Genomic DNA, 14,563 nt, shown 5'->3' on the forward strand with positions numbered 1-14,563 from the left:
CGCGGACCAGGTCACCGGCCTTGAGTCCGCGGTCGCGTGCGGCGTCGTTCGTGGCGATGACGGTGAGCGGGCGGCCGTTGGTAACCGCGAAGAGAGCGACGACGGCGGGACGGCCGCCCGTGATGCGCTGCCGGACGTCGAGGACGAGCGTGCGCAGGTCGTCGGCGGCCGTTCCGTCCGGGACCTGGGCCGCGGCAAGAGCCACGCCCCGTACCTCCGTGGCGCTCTCGGCGATGCCCGCGGCGGCCAGGAGCACCTTCTCGGCGCGGAACCGCTCGATCTCCTTCTCGGCGTCCTTCAGCCGGGTCACCATCGAGGAGATCCGCTCGGGAAGCTCCTCCGGGCGGCCCTTGACGAGGTCGGTGAGCTGCGAGACGACCGTGTGCTCGCGGGCGAGGAACTTGTAGGCGTCGACGCCGACCAGGGCCTCGACCCGGCGCACGCCGGAGCCGATGGAGGACTCTCCGAGCAGCTTGACCAGGCCGAGCTGGGCGGTGTTGTGCACGTGGGTGCCGCCGCACAGCTCCTTGGAGAAGTCGCCGATGGTCACCACGCGCACTCGCTCGCCGTACTTCTCGCCGAACTCGGCCAGCGCGCCCTGCTTCTTGGCCTCGTCGATGCCCATGTACTCGGCGGAGACGTCGAGTTCACGCGTCAGCACTTCGTTGATCTTCTGCTCGACGTCGGTGAGCACGGTGCCGGGAACGGCCGCCGGCGAACCGAAGTCGAAGCGGAAGCGGCCCGGGGAGTTCTCCGAACCGGCCTGGGCGGCGGTCGGCCCGAGAGCGTCGCGGAGGGCCTGGTGCGTGAGGTGGGTGGCGCTGTGGGCACGGGCGATGGAGCGCCGCCGGTCCACGTCGATCTGGGCGTACGCGGACGAGCCGACGACGACCTCGCCGACCTGCACGACGCCCTTGTGCACGTGCACCCCGGCCACCGGCTGCTGGACGTCGCGGATCTCGACCACGGCGCCGCTGTCGAGCTTGATGCGCCCGGTGTCGGCCAGCTGGCCGCCGCCCTCGGCGTAGAAGGGGCTGCGGTCGAGGACGACCTCGACCTCGTCGCCCTCGTGGGCGGCGGGCGAGGAGGCTCCGTCGACGAGAAGGCCGACGACTACGGCCTCTCCCCCGGTGTCCTTGTAGCCGGTGAAGTCGGTGACTCCGCTGCTGTCGGCGATCTGGCGGTACGCGGAAAGGTCGGCGTGGCCCTGCTTCTTGGCCTTCGCGTCGGCCTTGGCGCGCTCGCGCTGCTCCTGCATCAGCCGGCGGAAGGCCGACTCGTCCACGGACAGGCCCTGTTCGGCGGCCATCTCCAGGGTGAGGTCGATCGGGAAGCCCCAGGTGTCGTGGAGCAGGAAGGCCTTCTCGCCGGACAGGACGCTGCTTCCGGAAGCCTGGGTGTCAGTGACGGCGGCGTCGAGGATGTTCGTGCCGGAGCGCAGGGTCTTGAGGAAGGCCGCCTCTTCGGCGAGCGCGACGGTCTCGATGCGCTTGCGGTCGTGGACCAGCTCCGGATACTGCGGGCCCATGGCCTTGATGACGGTGTCCGCGAGCTCCGCGACGGTCTCACCCGAGGCTCCGAGCAGGCGCATGTTGCGGATGGCGCGGCGCATGATGCGGCGCAGCACGTAACCGCGGCCCTCGTTGCCGGGGGTCACGCCGTCGCCGATGAGCATGATGGCGGTGCGGATGTGGTCGGTGACGACGCGCAGCGAGATGTCGGACTGCTCCGCGTCGCCGTAGCGCACGCCGGTCAGTTCGGTCGCCTTGTCGATGACCATGCGCGAGGTGTCGATCTCGTACATGTTGTGCACGCCCTGCAGCACCATCGCCAGGCGCTCGAACCCGAGGCCGGTGTCGATGTTCTGGCTGGGCAGATCGCCGAGGATCGGGTAGTCCTTGCCCTCGCCCGGCCCGCGCTCGTACTGCATGAACACCAGGTTCCACAGCTCGACGTAGCGCTCGTCGTTGACGGCGGGGCCGCCCTCGGGGCCGAACTCGGGGCCGCGGTCGTAGCTGATCTCCGAGCAGGGGCCGCACGGGCCCGGGACGCCCATGTCCCAGTAGTTCTCGGCCTTGCCCAGGCGCTGGATGCGCTCGGCCGGGACACCGACGACGTCGCGCCAGATGCGCTCGGCCTCGTCGTCCTCCTCGTAGACCGTGATCCACAGGCGGTCCGGCTCCAGGCCGTAGCCGCCCTTGTCCTGCGGGGTGGTCAGCAGCTCCCAGGCGTACTCGGCGGCGCCTTCCTTGAAGTAGTCGCCGAAGGAGAAGTTGCCGCACATCTGGAAGAAGGTGCCGTGGCGGGTGGTCTTGCCGACCTCTTCGATGTCCGGCGTGCGCACGCATTTCTGGACGCTGGTGGCGCGCTTGTACGGCGGCTTGACCTCGCCGAGGAAGTACGGCTTGAAGGGGACCATGCCTGCCGGGACCAGGAGCAGAGTCGGGTCGTCCGCGATGAGTGACGCCGACGGCACGACTGTGTGCCCTCGCTCCTCGAAGAAGCGCAGCCAGCGGCGGCGGATTTCAGCCGACTCCATCAGTGGTCCTCGTTTCGCTTGTAAGGGTGTGTGCGGCCCTGCGGGTGCACCGGGCCCAGTTCGCCCCTGCGGGTCTGGCCGGGGAGCTCGGGATGGTCCGCGTCCACGGACGCCTCCAGCCCCAGGGCGTCGTTCAACTCGCTTTCGCGCTGGGCCATTCCGGCGCGGACGTCGAGAGCGAAGTCCTTCAGCCGGTGGCCGGTGACGACCGCCTTGTCCGCGGCTCGGACCGCGAGTGCGTCGGGCGCGAGCGAGCGGAGCTTGCGCTGGACCTTCGCGGTGGCCCAGACACCGGCTGCGGCGCCAGTCGTGAACCAGAAGGCACGGCGGAACATGTGTGGATCAGTCCTTTCCGCGCTTGCGTCCGCCACGGCGGGCGGCCGGCAGCGTGCGGCCCACGACGACCCCTCGCGGGGCGGCCGGTTCCGCGGAATCGTTCTTCTTGCGTCCCAGCGCCCGCCGTACGCCGTACCCGAAGGCGGCGACCTTGACGAGCGGCCCACCGAAGGTGGTCGAGACGGTGGAGGAGAGGGCGGACGCGTTGGAGGTGACCTCCTGGACGTCCGTGGCGATCGCGTCCACCCGGTCGAGCTGGGTCTGCGCGGACCGCACCGTCGCCGACGCCTCGCCGAGCAACGGGACCGCCTGCTCCGTCACGCCCGTCACCAGCTTGGTCGCCGCCTTGAGCGTCTGTGCGAGCCTCACCAGGACGACGGCGAGGAACGAGACCAGAATCGCCCAGAAGACGGCCACCAGGAGACCGGCCACTTCTCCACCGGACACGCTGCACCGCTTCCCTCGGGTCATTTGGGGTCGGCCGCCGCCCCTGGCTGCTCCTGAAATCCGGGAGCCGGGCCCGCGCGGCGGCGGTGCCTCCGACCTTATCGCGCTCGAAGGACACGTCCGTACCTCATTGAGGCAGCACGAAGGACGCCCGGAGCGTGGGCCGCCGCGGTGCGCTCCACCGTCCGGGTACGGCCGTCTCCGGCGGGCAGTTGACCGTGCGCCGCCCGGTCGACTCCCAACAGGCCCGCGGCGCGGGGGAATTGTGCGGCCCCGGAACGCGGCAGCCCGCCGTGCCGCCCCCGTGCGCGATGCACGGCGGAGAGGCAGGCGGGCTGTGCCGTCCGGTCCGAGGCCTTGCCGGGGGCCGCCCGGCAGGCACTTGGGAGACCGGAGTCAGCGTGCGTAGTACTCGATGACCATCTGCTCGTCGCAGATGACCGGGATCTCCTTGCGGTTCGGGTCCCGGTCCAGACGGAAGGCGAGCGCCTCCAGGTTGACCTCGAGGTAGCGCGGGGTCTCACCGTCAGTGGCGTAGCCGCCCTCGCGCGCGACGAGGAACGGGTGCTTGGCGCGGCTGCGTTCGCGGACCTGCACCACGTCGTCCGGCTTGAGCCGGAAGGAGGGCTTGTCGACCTTGCGGTCGTTCACCGCGATGTGGCCGTGCACAACCATCTGACGCGCCTGGTAGATGGTGCGGGCGATGCCGGAGCGCAGCACGAGGGCGTCCAGGCGGCGCTCCAGCTCGATGACGAGCGCGTCGCCGGTCTTGCCCCCGGACTTGCGGGCCCGGTCGTAGGCGCGGACCATCTGGCGCTCGCTGATGTCGTACTGGGCGCGCAGACGCTGCTTCTCGAGCAGCCGGACCTTGTAGTCACTGTTCTGCTTGCGGCCACGGCCGTGCTCGCCCGGCGGGTACGGGCGCTGCTCGAAGTACTTGACGGCCTTCGGGGTCAGCGCGATGCCGAGGGCACGCGACTTCTTGACCTTGGGACGCGACTGGTTCACTGAACGGACCTCCGTGTAAGTTAGGTGAGGCTTACCTTAGCGGAGGAGAACGTATGTTTCGACCTGGGATTCCCCTGCCCGGCACCGATGCCGAACGGGGACAGCCGCGTCCCGTGGAAGACGCCCGGGCACCTGTTGCCGCAGAGCGCGTACGAACCCTCGTGGAGTCCAGCGTATCGGCCGTACTCGACATTCCTTCCGACAGGCCCTCGGACCACTCCACTCCCGGCCACGGCAGCCCCGAATCCCGAGCCGTCACGCAGGACGGTGACGTGGTACTTCTCGTCCCCGCGTCCTCGCCGGCGGCCCAACTCGCAGAGCACGCCGCGGGCGACGAGGTGACCGCGGTGATGGAGATCACGGATGTGGCGCCGGTCGCCGTGCCGCAGCGCATCCGCGGGCGGGCCTGGATCGCCGGGTGGCTCACGGCCGTACGGCCCGAGGAGCGAGCCGGATACGCGCGTCTGATCGCGGAGCGGAATCCCGCCGGACCTTCCGCCGATGTCGCATGGGTGCTGCTGCGGCTGGAGGTCGGCGAGGCCTACGTGGACGACCTGTGGGGCGCTGAGCACGTGGAGCCCGACGACTTCGCGGCGGCGTCACCCGACCCGCTGGCACCGCACGAGGCAGAGCTGCTCCAGCACTTGGCCGCCTCGCACCACGAGCAGATGAACATGCTCTGCACGCTGCTCAGCGAGCGCGGGCCGGCGTGCGCGGCGGCCGAAGCGCGCGCGGTGCCGCTGTCCGTGGACCGGTTCGGGATGCGGGTGCGCTTCTGCGACATCCCGGTGGACGGGGACGCGTGCGCGGGCAGCAAGGGCGAAGGGGACGGGCACGGGAGCGCCGTCTACGGCTACTTCGACGTGCGGTTCGAATTCCCGGAGCCGGTGGCCGATGTGGCTCAACTGCGCAGCGCCATGCGGATTCTGTTCGAGTCGGCGGCCGGCTGACAGCCTGCTGGCAGCTGAACCCCCGGGATCGCGGCCCCTGTTGAGGGGCCCGCCCGGCAAGGCCGACCGGCTCCCGCTTCCCGGGACCCCTGCTCAGCTCTCCTCGGCGGCCGGGTTCGCACCGCGCAGCCGCTCGCGCACGCGCTCGGCCACTTCCGCGTAGCGGGCCTCCGCGCCGTAGCGCGTGGGCTCGTAATACCGCTTCCCGTGGACGGCGTCGGGGGCGTACTGCTGGGCAGCGATGCCGCCCGGCAGGTCGTGCGGATACAGATAGCCCTTGCCGTGGCCCAGCTTCTCGGAGCCCTTGTAGTGGCTGTCCCGCAGGTGGGGCGGCACCGGGCCCGCCAGCCCGGCCCGTACGTCGGCAAGGGCCGCACCGATGGCCAGGCAGGACGCGTTCGACTTCGGGGCCAGGGCGAGCGCGACGACCGCCTGGCTCAACGTGAGGGCGGCTTCCGGGAATCCGATCATGGCGACGGCCTGAGCCGCTGCCACCGCCGTCTGCAGGGCGGTCGGATCCGCCATGCCGATGTCCTCGCTGGCGGAGATCATCAGACGCCGGGCGATGAACCGCGGGTCCTCCCCCGCCTCGATCATCCGCGCCAGATAGTGCAGCGCGGCGTCCACGTCGGAGCCGCGGATCGACTTGATCAACGCGCTCGCGACGTCGTAGTGCTGATCGCCGTCGCGGTCGTACTTCACGGCGGCGCGGTTCACCGCCTCCTCCAACGTGGAGAGCGTGACGGCGGATTCGCCCTTGGACATGGCCGCTCCGGCACCCGCCTCCAGCGCCGTCAGAGCGCGCCGCGCGTCACCGCCGGCGATGCGCAGCAGGTGGTCCTCAGACTCCTGCGGGAGGGTCACCGCACCGCCGAGGCCGCGCTCCTCCTCCACCGCGCGGTGCAGCAGGGAACGCAGGTCCTCGTCGGTGAGCGTCTCCAGCGTCAGCAGCAACGAGCGGGACAGCAGCGGCGAGATCACGGAGAAGTACGGATTCTCGGTCGTCGCCGCGATAAGGGTGACCCAGCGGTTCTCCACGGCGGGCAGCAGGGAATCCTGCTGGGCCTTGCTGAAGCGGTGGATCTCGTCGAGGAAGAGGACCGTGTCCTTGCTGTACGCACCGGAGGAGCGGCGCGCGCTCTCGATGACCGCACGGACCTCCTTCACACCGGCGGTGATCGCCGACAGCTCCACGAACCTCTTGTCGGTGGCCTGGCTGACGACGTAGGCGAGTGTGGTCTTGCCGGTGCCGGGCGGCCCCCACAGCAAGACCGAGGACGGGCCGGCGGGACCGCCGCTGTCCCCGACGAGGCGGCGCAGAGGCGAGCCGGGGCGCAGCAGATGCTGCTGACCCACGACGTCGTCGAGGGTGCGCGGGCGCATCCGCACCGCCAGCGGACTGGCGGACGGGTCCTTCGCCTGGCGTTCCTCTGCGGCTGCGGTGAACAGGTCGGGTTCCACGCCGAAACCCTAAGACACGGCTATGACAACGGTGCCGGGGCGTCCGGGGAGCGCGCCCAGGGGGCTCAGCTGGTCCAGAACTCCCACCAGCGCGTCAGGATCATCATGCCGATGATCCCGATGTGCAGCACCGGCAGCACCCAGGCGAACTCGCTGAGGAAGCCCCGCACGGGCGCGGGCGCCGGCAGGAAGCCGTGACGGACGTTGTGCGCCGTGACGGCCCAGAACATCACGATGGTGGCGACCCAGGCGAGGCAGCACCACAGGCACAGGGCGCTGATGTTGTACAGCGACTGGTACATCAGCCAGGTGCAGAAGCCGACTCCGAAGAGCGTGCCGGCGTTGAACGTGAGCCAGTACCAGCGGGGGAACCGGGCACGGCCGAGCAGGCTCATGCCGACGCAGATCACGATCCCGTAGGCGACCAGACCGATGATCGGGTTCGGCACCCCGAAGGCCTCGGCCTGCTCGCTCTTCATGATGCTGCCGCAGGAGATGATCGGGTTGAGGCTGCACGCGGGCGTGAAGTCCGGGTCCTCGGCGAGCTTGATCTTGTCGAGCGTGATCACCCAGGCGGCGAGCACGCCCGCGGCGCCTGTGATCAACAGCATCCAGGCAAAGGCGAGACCGGCGCCGACGGCACCCCTGGAGGGCTCGTCCGTGCCCGTTGGAGCGTCGTCGAGGGGTGCCGTCATGGTCATAACCCTTGTATCCCGTCGTCCGGTCGTCTGCTGCCCCGTGTGCCGCTCATTGTGCACCAAGGGCCGTTCTGTCAGCGGAGTTTCGCGACCACCTCGGCCACCACACGATCGAGTGGCACCGCGGTCTGCTCCCCGCTCTCCAGATCCTTGAGCTGGGCGGTTCCCTCGGCCAGGTCGCGCTCTCCGACCAGCAGCGCGTAGCGCGCGCCGGAGCGGTTGGCCGACTTCATGGCGTTTTTCATGCCCTTGCCGCCGTAGGCGAAGTCGGCGGCGAAACCGCTGCGCCGCAGCTCGGTGACCACACGAAAGAGTGCCCGGCGCGCCTCGTCCCCGATCGGGACCGCGAACACGTCGGTGGCAGAGGGCAGTTCGAGGGAGACGCCCTCCGCTCGGAGCGCGAGCACCGTACGGTCGACGCCCAACGCCCAGCCCACCGAGGGCAGCGGCGGGCCGCCGAGCATCTCCGACAGCCCGTCGTAGCGTCCGCCGCCGCCGACCGCGGACTGCGAACCGAGGCCGTCGTGGACGAACTCGAAGGTCGTACGCGTGTAGTAGTCCAGGCCGCGCACCAGCCGTGGGTCGTCCTCGTAGGCGACGTCCGCGGCCGTCAGCAGCTCACGCACCTGCTCGTGGTACGACTTGCAGCCCTCGCAGAGGTGGTCGCGCATCATCGGCGCGTCCCCCAGCTGGCGCTGCACGCTCTCCCGCTTGTCGTCCAGCACGCGCAGCGGGTTGATCTCGACACGGCGCCGGGTGTCCTCGTCCAGGTCGAGCTTGCGCAGGAAGTCCTGCAGCGCGGCACGGTAGACCGGGCGGCACTCCTTGTCCCCGAGGGAGTTGAGCAGGATGCGGAAGCCGCGCAGCCCCAGGGAGCGGTAGGCATCGTGCGCGAGGATGATCAACTCGGCGTCCAGCGTGGGGTCCTCGGCGCCGATCGCCTCGGCACCCACCTGGGAGAAGTGCCGGTAGCGCCCCTTCTGAGGGCGCTCGTAGCGGTAGTACGAGCCCGAATACCAGAGCTTCACCGGGAGGTTGCCGCTCTTGTGCAGGTTCGCCTCCAGCGCGGCTCGCAGCACGGACGCGGTGCCCTCGGGGCGCAGCGCGAGCTCGTCGCCGCCCTTGGTGGTGAGGGTGTACATCTCCTTCGTCACGATGTCGGTGGACTCGCCGACACCGCGGGCGAAGAGTTCGACCTGCTCGAAGCCCGGCGTCTCCGTGTAGCCGTAGCCCGCGCGGCGAAGCGGGGCGGACAGCGCCTCACGGACGGCGAGGAACTCGGCGGACTCGGGCGGGATCAGGTCGTAGGTGCCCTTGGGGGCCTTGAAGGTGCTCACGGAAAGGTCTCGTCACATTCCTCGTCGGGGGGCGGCACTCGTGGTGCCGCCTCCTGGCCCGGCGCTCCCGGGTCCCTGCTGTGCTCCCTCTGAGGAGACGGACCGCAGGAAGGGGTTCGAGGCGCGCTCGCGGCCGATGGTGGTCTGGGGGCCGTGTCCGGAGAGCACCACGGTCTCGTCCTCCAGCGGCAGGCACACGCGTGCCAGCGACTGCAGGATCTCCTCGTGATCGCCCCCGGGCAGATCGGTACGTCCGATGGAGCCGGCGAAGAGCAGGTCGCCCGAGAAGAACACCGGCGGTACGTCCGCCTGTTCGGGCATCCGGAAGGTCACCGACCCCTTGGTATGGCCCGGGGCGTGCGCGACGGTCAGCTCCAGGCCTGCCAGCCGCAGCTCGGCGCCGTCGGTCAGCTCCTCGACGTCGTCCGGCTCGCCCACCGTCAGCTCGCCCATGAGCGGCTGGCCGATGCTGCGGCCGAGCGCCTTCTCCGGGTCGCTCATCATGTAGCGGTCGGCGGGGTGGATCCAGGCGGGCACGTCGTGTGCGCCGCACACGGGCACGACCGAGGCGACGTGGTCGATGTGGCCGTGGGTGAGCACGACGGCGACAGGTTTCAACCGGTGCTTGGCGACGGCCTCCTCGACGCCTTCGGTGGCCAGGTGGCCCGGGTCGATGATCACGCACTCCTCGCCGGCGGCGGGGGCGACCAGGTAGCAATTGGTCCCCCAGGCCCCGGCGGGGAACCCGGCAACGAGCACGATCGTCCTTCAGTCGTCCGGAAATCGGTCACGGCGGTTCGCCGATCAGGCTGGTCACAGCCTACAAGCGGCGGCGCAGCCGCTGCGAACCCGTATACGGTACGGGCCGGACGCCGGTACGTACGCACGCATCCCCACGACGCACGGCCTGAAGGAGACGACCCCGTGGTCAGCAGTGATCAGCGCAGAAGGCAGCTCGCCCGCGAGAAGTACGAGCGGCAGCAGGAGCGCCGAGCGGCACGACGGCGCAAGGAACGCGTGCGGAACATCGCGATCGGGCTCGCGGCGGCCCTGGTGCTGGGGGCGGGTGCGGCCTACGCGGCCTCCGGCGGTCTGAACGGCGACGAGAAGAAGGACGCCCCCCAGGACCAGGCCAAGCCCTCCCCCAGCAAGCCCGCTGATCCCTGCGACAAGCCCGCCCCGGGCAAGCCGGAGCGTCAGACGTGGAAGGACGAACCCGACCTGGCGGTCGACGAGTCCGCGACGTACAAGATGAAGCTGCAGACGTCGTGCGGCGACGTCGACATCGACATGGACGCCTCGAAGGCACCGCACACGGTCAACTCGTTCCGCTTCCTGGCCGGCGAGAAGTTCTTCGACCACACCAAGTGCCACCGGCTGGTCGACCAGGGCATCCACGTCCTGCAGTGCGGCGACCCCACGGGGACGGGCAAGTCCGGCCCGGGCTACACGATCCCCGACGAGAACCTCAAGGATTCGCGGCTGAAGGGCGGCACGTACCCGGCGGGCACCGTCGCGATGGCGAACAAGTACAACGCCCAGGAGAAGAAGGGGCGGGACTCCGGCGGCAGCCAGTTCTTCCTCGTCTTCAAGGACAGCAGCCTGCCCCCGGACTACACCCCCTTCGGCAAGATCACCGGTGGCATGGACGTGCTGAAGAAGATCGCCAAGGCGGGCTCGACGCCCGATCCGCAGACGCAGAACACCCCGCCCAACGCCACCGTCGTGATCGACCGGGCGACGGTGGGCAAGTCCTGACCGGCGCCGCGAGGCGTACCGCCCCGCCTTCCGCGTGCGGAAATTTGGCTCCGCCCGCATGCGGACAGCGCGGGCGCGGTTCGCCTATGTTGGCTGTGAATAGATCTGTGGACGATGCCGGGGGGCCTCGCGCCCAGCCCGGGCATCATGTGGAGGAGGCGCTGTGAGCAGCGATCCGTCGTGGGGCCGCGTCGATGAGACGGGGACCGTGTACGTGCGTACAGCCGATGGCGAGAAGGTCGTCGGATCGTGGCAGGCGGGCTCCCCCGAGGAAGCGCTCGCCTACTTCACGCGCAAGTACGAGGGCCTGGTGGTGGAGATCGGCCTCCTGGAGCGCCGGGTGAAGACCACCGACCTGTCCGCCAAGGACGCCACCACCGCCGTCGAGCATCTGCGTGAGCAGGTGGACGCCCATCACGCTGTCGGCGACCTGGACGCGCTCGCCAAGCGGCTCGACGCACTGACGGTGGTGGTCGGGGAGCGCCGCGAGGAGCGCAAGGCGCAGAAGGCGCAGCAGAACGAGAAGGCGCGCCAGTCCAAGGAGGAGCTGGTCGACGAGGCCGAGCAGCTGGCCCAGAGCGAGCAGTGGCGGGCCTCCGGTGAACGCCTGCGTGCGCTGGTGGAGACCTGGAAGGGCCTGCCGCGGCTGGACCGCAAGACCGACGACGAGCTGTGGCGCCGCTTCTCCCATGCCCGTTCGGCCTTCTCCAAGCGCCGCAAGGCGCACTTCGCGCACCTCGACGCGCAGCGTGAGGAGGCGCGGCAGCGCAAGGAGAAGCTGGTGGCGGAGGCCCAGGCGCTCTCCGACTCCCGCGACTGGGGTCCGACCGCGGCCAAGTACCGCGATCTGATGCAGGAGTGGAAGTCCGCCGGACGTGCCCAGCGCGAGCACGAGGACGATCTGTGGCAGCGGTTCCGCGGTGCGCAGGACGTCTTCTTCCAGGCCCGCAGCGAGGTCTTCGCAGAGCGTGACAGCGAGCAGCGGGACAACCTGGAGCGCAAGGAGGAGCTGGCCACCGAGGCCGAGAAGCTGCTCCCGATCACCGATCTGAAGACGGCGCGCGGCGCCTTCCGCGCGATCAACGAGCGCTGGGACGCCGTGGGGCACGTGCCCCGCGACGCCCGGCCGAAGATCGAGGGCCGGATGCAGACGGTCGAGCGGGCGATCCAGGAGGCCGAGGAGGCCGAGTGGCGCCGCACCAACCCGGAGGCCCGTGCGCGGGCGGCGGGGCTCACCGGGCAGCTCCAGGACGCGGTCGACAAGCTGCGCGGTCAGGCCGAGAAGGCCCGCGCGGCGGGGAACACCGCCAAGGCGGAGAAGCTGGAGAAGGAACTGGCCGGACGCCAGGAGCTGCTGGACCAGGCGCTCAAGGGCCTGCAGGAGTTCGGCGGCTGAGAGAGCTGTCAGGTGGGCGGGCCGGCCCGTAGGTCACAACGGTGCGCTGCGTGTACGTACACGCAGCGCACCGTTCTCATTGGTTCGCCTGCCCGGCACGGACGACCCGGAGAGCACGGCGTCGCCTCGGCCGGGAGCGTCAGGGCGGAACGTCAGGAAGGCCGTCGGGCCGACGTCACCCTGTACACGTCGTAGACGCCCTCCACGCTGCGTACGGCCTTCAGCACGTGGCCCAGGTGCTTGGGGTCGCCCATTTCGAAGGTGAAGCGGGAGGTGGCGACGCGGTCCCTGGATGTCTGCACCGCCGCGGAGAGGATGTTGACGTGCTGGTCGGAAAGGATGCGCGTGACGTCCGACAGCAGCCGGGAGCGGTCCAGCGCCTCGACCTGGATGGCGACCAGGAACACCGAGGACTGGCTGGGCGCCCATTCCACATCGATGATGCGCTCGGGCTCCTTGGTCAGGGCGTCGACGTTGACGCAGTCCGTGCGGTGCACGGAGACGCCGTTGCCCCGGGTGACGAAGCCGATGATGGGGTCGCCGGGCACGGGCGTACAGCAGCGGGCCAGCTTGACCCACACGTCGTCGACGCCCTTGACGACGACGCCGGGGTCGGAGTTCGCCCGCCTCTTGGACCTCCGCGTGGAGGCCGGCATCGGCGGGGCCGTCTCGGCCAGGTCCTCGTTGGCGGCGTCTTCACCGCCGAGCGACTGGACCAGCTTCTGCACGACGCTCTGCGCGGACATGTGCCCCTCGCCGATCGCGGCGTAGAGGGCGGAGATGTCGGGGTAGCGCATCTCATGGGCGAGGGTGACCAGGGAGTCTCCGGTCAGGATGCGCTGGATCGGCAGGTTCTGCTTGCGCATCGCGCGGGCGATGGCGTCCTTGCCCTGCTCGATGGCCTCGTCGCGGCGCTCCTTGGTGAACCAGGCGCGGATCTTGTTGCGGGCGCGCGGGGACTTCACGAAGCCCAGCCAGTCGCGGGAGGGCCCCGCCCCGGGGGACTTGGAGGTGAAGACCTCCACGGTGTCGCCGTTGTCGAGGGTGGACTCCAGCGGCACCAGTCGTCCGTTGACGCGGGCGCCGATGGTGCGGTGCCCCACCTCCGTGTGCACCGCGTAGGCGAAGTCGACGGAGGTCGCCCCGGTGGGGAGCGCGATCACGTCGCCCTTGGGTGTGAAGACGAAGACCTCGTTGCGTGAGAGGTCGAAGCGCAGCGACTCCAGGAACTCGCCCGGGTCCTCGGTCTCCTTCTGCCAGTCGAGCAACTGCCGCAGCCAGGACATGTCGTTGACGTGCTCGTCGCCCTTGCCGGCGCTCTTGGGCACGTCGGTGCGGACCTTCGAGGCGCCCGCCACCGCCTGCTGCTTGTACTTCCAGTGCGCGGCGATGCCGTACTCGGCGCGGCGGTGCATGTCGAAGGTGCGGATCTGCAGCTCGACGGGCTTGCCCCCGGGCCCTATGACCGTCGTGTGCAGCGACTGGTACATGTTGAACTTGGGCATCGCGATGTAGTCCTTGAACCGGCCCGGGACCGGGTTCCAGCGGGCGTGCACCGTGCCCAGCGCCGCGTAGCAGTCGCGGACGGTGTCCACCAGGACGCGGATGCCCACCAGGTCGTAGATCTCCGCGAAGTCCCGGCCGCGGACGATCATCTTCTGGTAGACGCTGTAGTAGTGCTTCGGACGGCCGGTCACCGTCGCCTTGATGCGGGCGGCCCGCAGGTCCGACTGCACCTCGTCGGTGACGACGGCCAGATACTCGTCCCGCTTCGGGGCCCGCTCGGCCACGAGGCGCACGATCTCGTCGTACATCTTGGGGTAGAGGATCGCGAAGGCGAGGTCCTCCAGCTCCCACTTGATGGTGTTCATGCCCAGCCGGTGCGCGAGCGGCGCGAAGATCTCCAGCGTCTCCCGGGCCTTCTGCTCCTGCTTCGCCCGCTTCAGATAGCGCATGGTGCGCATGTTGTGCAGCCGGTCGGCGAGCTTGATGACCAGCACCCTGGGGTCCTTGGCCATGGCGACGACCATCTTGCGCACGGTCTCGGCCTGCGCGGCCTCGCCGAACTTGACCTTGTCCAGCTTGGTGACGCCGTCGACGAGGAGGGCGACCTGCTCGCCGAAGTCACGGCGGAGGGTGTCCAGGCCGTACTCGGTGTCCTCGACGGTGTCGTGCAGGAGACCGGCCATGAGCGTCGCCGGGTCCATGCCGAGCTCGGCGAGGATCGTGGTGACGGCGAGCGGGTGCGTGATGTACGGGTCGCCGCTCTTGCGCTTCTGGCCGCGGTGCCAGCGCTCGGCGACCTGGTAGGCGTGCTCGATCTGGCGCAGCGTCGCGGACTCGATCTTGGGATCGTTGCCGCGCACTATCCGCAGCAGGGGCTCCAGAACCGGATTGAACGGGCTGGAACGCTGCACGCCGAGACGGGCCAGACGCGCCCGTACGCGGTTGGAGGAGCCGGAACGGCCCGAGACACCGGAGACGGCGCGGGCGGGCGCCACCCGCTCGCTCTGCGCCTTCTGAGCGGCCTCGGCCCTCTCCGCCTTGACGTCCTCCTCGGCCTTCCCGGCGGGCCGAGCCCTGGAGGCGGGGTCCTGAGACGAGGGCCCGGAGCCACCGTCGAGCGCTGTGCC

General features: G+C 70.0%; 12 protein-coding genes. 3 read left to right on the forward strand and 9 right to left on the reverse strand.

Annotation, left to right across the window (positions count from 1 at the left end):
• The 4 genes from alaS to rpsD form a co-directional block, all read right to left on the reverse strand.
• A partial coding sequence (gene alaS / locus H5J26_RS20455; RefSeq protein ID WP_181767370.1) for an alanine--tRNA ligase occupies window positions 1-2,539 on the reverse strand: 2,539 nt, incomplete at its 3' end.
• On the reverse strand, window positions 2,539-2,874 hold the full coding sequence (locus tag H5J26_RS20460; protein ID WP_181767371.1) for a DUF6167 family protein: 336 nt from the start codon (window positions 2,872-2,874) through the stop codon (window positions 2,539-2,541). The genes H5J26_RS20460 and alaS, both read right to left, overlap by 1 nt.
• Before the next feature lie 7 nt (window positions 2,875-2,881).
• Window positions 2,882-3,322, reverse strand: a complete 441-nt coding sequence (locus H5J26_RS20465) for a DUF948 domain-containing protein (RefSeq protein ID WP_309238001.1) — start codon at window positions 3,320-3,322, stop codon at window positions 2,882-2,884.
• Window positions 3,323-3,718: 396 nt separating this feature from the next.
• Window positions 3,719-4,330 (reverse strand): 30S ribosomal protein S4, encoded by a 612-nt coding sequence (gene rpsD, locus H5J26_RS20470; RefSeq protein ID WP_181767373.1) that lies wholly within the window; start codon window positions 4,328-4,330, stop codon window positions 3,719-3,721.
• Window positions 4,331-4,491: 161 nt separating this feature from the next.
• Here rpsD and H5J26_RS20475 point away from each other — a divergent pair, with 161 nt between their 5' ends.
• The gene (locus tag H5J26_RS20475) at window positions 4,492-5,280 is read left to right on the forward strand and encodes a DUF2470 domain-containing protein (RefSeq protein ID WP_309238002.1); all 789 of its coding nucleotides are present in this window, start codon (window positions 4,492-4,494) and stop codon (window positions 5,278-5,280) included.
• 93 nt (window positions 5,281-5,373) lie between these two features.
• On the opposite strand, the gene H5J26_RS20480 is transcribed toward H5J26_RS20475, so the two are convergent.
• The 4 genes from H5J26_RS20480 to H5J26_RS20495 all read right to left on the reverse strand — a co-directional run bounded on the left by H5J26_RS20480 (window position 5,374) and on the right by H5J26_RS20495 (window position 9,535).
• On the reverse strand, window positions 5,374-6,741 hold the full coding sequence (locus H5J26_RS20480; RefSeq protein ID WP_181767375.1) for a replication-associated recombination protein A: 1,368 nt from the start codon (window positions 6,739-6,741) through the stop codon (window positions 5,374-5,376).
• A 65-nt stretch (window positions 6,742-6,806) separates the two neighbouring features.
• Window positions 6,807-7,442, reverse strand: coding sequence for a vitamin K epoxide reductase family protein (locus H5J26_RS20485; protein WP_181767376.1), 636 nt, complete (start codon window positions 7,440-7,442; stop codon window positions 6,807-6,809).
• 71 nt (window positions 7,443-7,513) lie between these two features.
• A complete protein-coding gene (hisS, locus tag H5J26_RS20490; protein WP_181767377.1) occupies window positions 7,514-8,776 on the reverse strand; it encodes a histidine--tRNA ligase in 1,263 nt (420 codons plus the stop codon).
• 12 nt (window positions 8,777-8,788) lie between these two features.
• The gene (locus H5J26_RS20495; protein ID WP_181767378.1) at window positions 8,789-9,535 is read right to left on the reverse strand and encodes an MBL fold metallo-hydrolase; all 747 of its coding nucleotides are present in this window, start codon (window positions 9,533-9,535) and stop codon (window positions 8,789-8,791) included.
• Window positions 9,536-9,700: 165 nt separating this feature from the next.
• Here H5J26_RS20495 and H5J26_RS20500 point away from each other — a divergent pair, with 165 nt between their 5' ends.
• Both H5J26_RS20500 and H5J26_RS20505 read left to right on the forward strand, forming a co-directional pair.
• Entirely contained in the window at window positions 9,701-10,534 is an 834-nt protein-coding gene (locus H5J26_RS20500) for a peptidylprolyl isomerase (RefSeq protein ID WP_181767379.1), read from the forward strand.
• 163 nt (window positions 10,535-10,697) lie between these two features.
• Entirely contained in the window at window positions 10,698-11,930 is a 1,233-nt protein-coding gene (locus tag H5J26_RS20505; protein ID WP_181767380.1) for a DUF349 domain-containing protein, read from the forward strand.
• 152 nt (window positions 11,931-12,082) lie between these two features.
• Here the strand turns inward: H5J26_RS20505 and H5J26_RS20510 are convergent.
• Window positions 12,083-14,563, reverse strand: a 2,481-nt coding sequence (locus tag H5J26_RS20510; protein ID WP_235980859.1) for a RelA/SpoT family protein, incomplete at its 5' end; no start/stop codon positions are given.

Source organism: Streptomyces albidus (ex Kaewkla and Franco 2022) (assembly GCF_013870515.1).
GTDB classification, from domain to species: Bacteria; Actinomycetota; Actinomycetes; order Streptomycetales; family Streptomycetaceae; genus Streptomyces; species Streptomyces albidus.